Here is a 3,821-nt window from a genome sequence, read left to right as displayed (position 1 = left end):
ATCCTGCCGCCGCTTTGGATTTGGCAAGGTATCCGTCCCCAGCAAAGGTGTTGCGGCCAGGGGAAAGCGCCGTCGCCGCGGCGCGGGTGGAACCTAAGTGCCCGGATTCCCGGCTAACGCCGCTGGTATCCCCCGTAGCTGAGGTTCGATGCAGCCGCGCCGCTTTGCCGGCGCACTCCAAAGCAGTCCGGAGTCCATAAAGAGCCTCTAAAAAATCCTGTTAGTCGTTTTTATCCTGTTAGTCCTGTCCCATTCGGGGTGTCTTTGTGGTCTGATCAGATACGACTCGTCGATCTGAGGTTCAGCGTCGCTAGTACAGCTGCGCGTAATTAACGGAAACATTGCCCACAACCATTCGATCCCCTCTCCCCAACCCCTCTCCCGGCGAGGGTGTCGAAAAAGTCATTTCGAACCACAGAGAACACGGAGATAAAGAATCGGCCAATTCTCTGCGTTCTCTGTGTTCTCTGTGGTTTAAACTTCACAGACTGACAGCTGACGCCACCGTTTTTGCGACACCCTCCCGGCGGGAGAGGGGCTTGTTGTGCCGGTCTGGAAGCATTCGTGTCCATTCGTGGTTCTTGTTTCCGGTTTTCATACGCAGCTCTACTAATCTTCCATCAGCTCCCGCCACCAGGCCCGTACCTGCTCCCGCGGTCCGACCAACCGATTGTCGGGGATACGCGTAGGCTGCTCCTGCAAGGCGCTGCGGTGGTAGGCGGCGCGCAGCGCCTTGTAGGCACCGGTCAGATCTGCGGCCGCGGTGCCCGGCAATAGATCGCAACGGGCCAGGGTCTCGAGCAACCGTATATTATCGGTCCAATCGGCAAGCGCCGGGTACCGCGCGGCCCACCGCAGCACCAGGTATTGAACCATAAACTCGATGTCGGCAATACCACCATGCCCCTGTTTCAGGTCGAACCACCCGTTGCGGGTCCGGTCCAGATTCTTGCGCATGCGTTCCCGCATTGCCCGCACGTCCAGGCGTAGCTGCTTCGGCTCCCGCTCCCGGCAGAGGACCTCGCGCCGTACCTGGCCGAAGCGCTCCGCGAGCACCCGGTCACCGGCCACCGGGCGGGCGCGTACCAGGGCCTGGTGCTCCCAGGTCCAGGCCTCCCGGGTCTGGTAAGACGCGAATGATTTGAGGGAGCGCACCAGCATACCCTTGTCACCATCGGGGCGCAGGCGCATATCCACCGCATAGAGCTGGCCGGAGGGGGTGCGGGTGGTGATGATGTGGATCATGCGCTGTCCCAGGCGCAGATAGAACTGGTCGTTGGCGATCGGGCGGTTGCCACGGGTCTCGGCATTGACCCTATCGCTGCCGTGCAGAAAGACCAGATCCAGGTCGGACCCATAGCCGAGCTCGAGGCCGCCCAACTTGCCGTAGCCGAGCACCAGCAACCCGGAACCCTCGCCCGCGATCCCGCCGGGCCGCCCGTGCCTCGCCTGCAGGTGGTCAGAGGCCAACGCCAGCACCCGGGAGACCGCGACCTCGGCGATCTCGGTCAGATAATCGCTCACGATCATCAGGGGAATGACGTCCGTGAGGTCCGCCGCCGCTACCCGCAGGATATTCCCCTGGGCGAACTGGCGCAGGCGCTCCATCTGCTGCTCCAGGTCGTCGTCGGCCAAGGGGGCGAGCAGGCTGTCGAGCTCCGCTTCCAGATCCGCCCGACGCAGGGGGGCATAGAGGCGCCGGGGGTCCAGCAGCTCGTCCAACAGCAGGGGGTGGTGCACGATCCGGTCGGTGAACCAGGGGCTCATCCCCGCCAGTTGTGCCAGTTGTGACAGGATGATCGGATGCTCGATGAGCATCGCCAGATAGGCAGTACGGCTCAGCACGGACTCCAGCACCCGCAGCACCCGTTCCAACACCAGATCCGGGTCATGGGTACCGGCGGCCAGGTGCAGGACCAGGGGGATGAGCCGGGCCATCCGGTCGTTGCCGCGCCTGCCCAATCCCTTGCGCAGCGCCGCATCACGCAGGGTCCGCAGACGCCTCAAGACAGTGCCCGCGTCCTTGAAGCCGGCCTGGGCGAGCTGCTCCAGGTAATGTCCATCGTCCGCCGAGCCGCTCCAGAGGGTCGCAAACGGCCGGTCCCGGGGCTCTTCCTCCGCGTGGGGGGCGGCGAAGACCCGATCGAACTCGGCCTGGACCCGCCGCCGATGTTCTTCGAGCACCCCGCAGAAACCCTCCCAATCCGTGCAGCCCATGGTGCGGGCAAGCCGCAGGCGCCCGACCGCATCCTCCGGCAAGGCGTGAGTCTGCCGGTCCTGCCAGGCCTGGAGCCGGTTCTCCACCCGGCGCAGATAGCGGTAGGCCGCACCGAGCCCTTGCGCGGTCTGAGCCGGCAGCAGATCCTTCTCCCCCAGCCGCTGCAGGACGGGCTGGATGGCGCTGAGCTGGAGCTCGGGGTCGCGGCCGCCGCGGATAAGCTGGAAGGTCTGGCCGATGAACTCGATCTCGCGAATGCCGCCGGGGCCGAGCTTGATGTTGTCCGCCAGGCCCTTGCGTTTGAGCTCCTTGTCGATCATCCGCTTCATGTCGCGCAGGGACTCGATGGCGCCGAAATCCAGGTAACGGCGGTAGACGAAAGGCCGCAGCATCGCCATGAGCCGCTCCCCTGCCGCCGGGTCGCCCGCCACCACCCGCGCCTTTATAAGGGCGTAACGCTCCCACTCCCGGGCCTGGGATTGGTAGTAGTCCTCCATGGCGCCGAAGCTCATGGCCAGGGGACCCACATCGCCGAACGGACGCAAGCGCGCATCGACCCGAAACACAAAGCCGTCCGCTCGATTGGTATCCAGGGCCTGGATCAACCGTTGGGCGAGACGGACGAAGAACTGCTCATTGGTCAGGGGGCGCCGACCATCCGTTTGGCCGACCCCGGTATAGGCGAAAATCAGGTCGATGTCCGAGGATAGATTGAGCTCCCGCGCCCCCAGCTTCCCCATCCCCAGCACCACCAGATACTGCTCGGCGCCGGCCGCATCGCGGGGGGTGCCGAGCTCCGCCGTCAGCCAGCCGTGCAACAACCGCAGGCTGTGACCCACGCAGGCATCCGCCAGGGCACTCAGGTCCTCCAGGGTCTCCTCGAGTCCCGCCAAGGCGGCGATATCGCGCCAGATGATGCGGACCAACTCGCGGTGCCGAAACCGGCGCAGGACCGCCGCGAGGGACCGGTCGTCGGTGACGCCTTCCAGCTCAGCGGCCAGCAGGCGCTCCGGCTCGCCCGAGGCACAGGCAGCCTCCAGACGCCCGGAAGCGAGCAATTGCGGCAGGATATCCGGGTAGCGGATACAGCTCTTGGCGACATAGTCACTCGCCTCCCAGACGCCCGGCAAGGTACGTTCAAGCAACGGATGCGTGGGCACTGTCAGACCCTGCTCGGCGAGCGCCGCCTCCCAGACCCGTCGCTGCTCGACCACACCTGCAATCAGCTCATCGGCCGCTGCCATCGGGAGCTCCTTAAACTTAAGAACCGTCGCCAGAGGATATACCCTTTGCAGGTCAAGCGTTCGGTAAGAATGGCTCGTTCCCACACGCTGCGCGGGAACGAGAGATAAGGGTAGGGTCCGCTGTGCGGACCGCGTAGGTTAGGCGAAGGTGCACCAGAGACGGTGCGCCGTGCCCAGCGAGCTGTAGATGTTGGGCACGCCGCCGTCCCTGGCGGCTTTGCCCAACCTACACTGTCGATAACGACTTGTTGATCGATAAGCCCGCGTAGGGCGGATAAGCTTGCGCCATCCGCCGGATGCCTCACCCCTTGCGGTTGTCCCAACCCAGAGAACCACGGATGGACACCGATGGACACGGA

Annotated in this window: 1 protein-coding gene; it reads right to left on the bottom strand. The window is 64.7% G+C overall.

From position 1 onward, the window contains the following. Positions 1 to 609: 609 nt before the first annotated feature. Positions 610 to 3,462, bottom strand: a complete 2,853-nt coding sequence (glnE, locus tag BQ17_RS14765; protein WP_089728333.1) for a bifunctional [glutamate--ammonia ligase]-adenylyl-L-tyrosine phosphorylase/[glutamate--ammonia-ligase] adenylyltransferase — start codon at positions 3,460 to 3,462, stop codon at positions 610 to 612. Between the last annotated feature and the right edge of the window lie 359 nt (positions 3,463 to 3,821).

Source organism: Candidatus Thiosymbion oneisti (assembly GCF_900092655.1).
Classification (GTDB): domain Bacteria; phylum Pseudomonadota; class Gammaproteobacteria; order Chromatiales; family Chromatiaceae; genus Thiosymbion; species Thiosymbion oneisti.
Note: the sequence above shows the minus strand (reverse complement) of the source record. Positions and strands in the feature narration are given on the sequence as shown.